Below are 634 nucleotides of genomic sequence, written 5' to 3'. Positions count from 1 at the left end.
TGATATTGTCCAGAGTCAAAGTCGGAATCTGCTGTTGCGTCCTTACCTTATAATGAGAAGGCATCTTACTTTTCAGCAATGCCTGTTCAGCTTCTCCCTTTGTTTCAAAGAGCGGGATGCACCAATCAACTGCATTGCCGTGTTCATCACCCTTGACGGCCTTCAAAAAGACAAGACGCTTGTCTGCAGGGTCGATGCCGCAAATCAAATATTTTGGCAATGCTTTTGCTTTTTGGGCCTTATCGATGTCTTCAAATTTCATTTCATTCACCTCACTTGTTAACGTATAATGAGTATAACTTAATAGCGCATAAAGTAAAGGCGCTTTTCAGCGCCTTGAGTGAATTATTTCGCTGCTTTTAGCTCGGCCATCTGTGACTCGAGAGTTTCTATCTTGTCCTGCATCATTTGCATCACTGTGATAACGTCAGCCAGAACCGCTTTATCATTGACGTTTAGTATTTCAAACTCTTTTCCTTCATCATCATGCGCCGTTCCACCCTCAAACGTGTATATTGGATCAATATCCCCCATCTGCTGAGCCAAGAATCCACGCTGTACTATATGTTGCCCTTTGTGTTTGAATTCACCAATACCAGTGGCCTTTACGCGGTCCCAAGCACCTTCCTTCGGC

2 protein-coding genes are annotated in these 634 nt (G+C 43.8%); both read right to left on the bottom strand.

What is annotated here, in order from left to right; all coding sequences use genetic code 11:
- On the bottom strand, positions 1–262 hold a 262-nt coding region (locus tag Y887_RS20565), incomplete at its 3' end, for a hypothetical protein (RefSeq protein WP_157004357.1).
- Positions 263–345: 83 nt separating this feature from the next.
- Positions 346–634, bottom strand: a 289-nt coding sequence (locus Y887_RS20815; protein ID WP_046965637.1) for a hypothetical protein, incomplete at its 5' end; no start/stop codon positions are given.

It is taken from the genome of Xanthomonas pisi DSM 18956 (assembly GCF_001010415.1).
GTDB classification, from domain to species: Bacteria; Pseudomonadota; Gammaproteobacteria; order Xanthomonadales; family Xanthomonadaceae; genus Xanthomonas; species Xanthomonas pisi.
The sequence above is the reverse complement of the archived record's forward strand: the minus strand, read 5'-3'. Positions and strand labels throughout refer to the sequence as shown.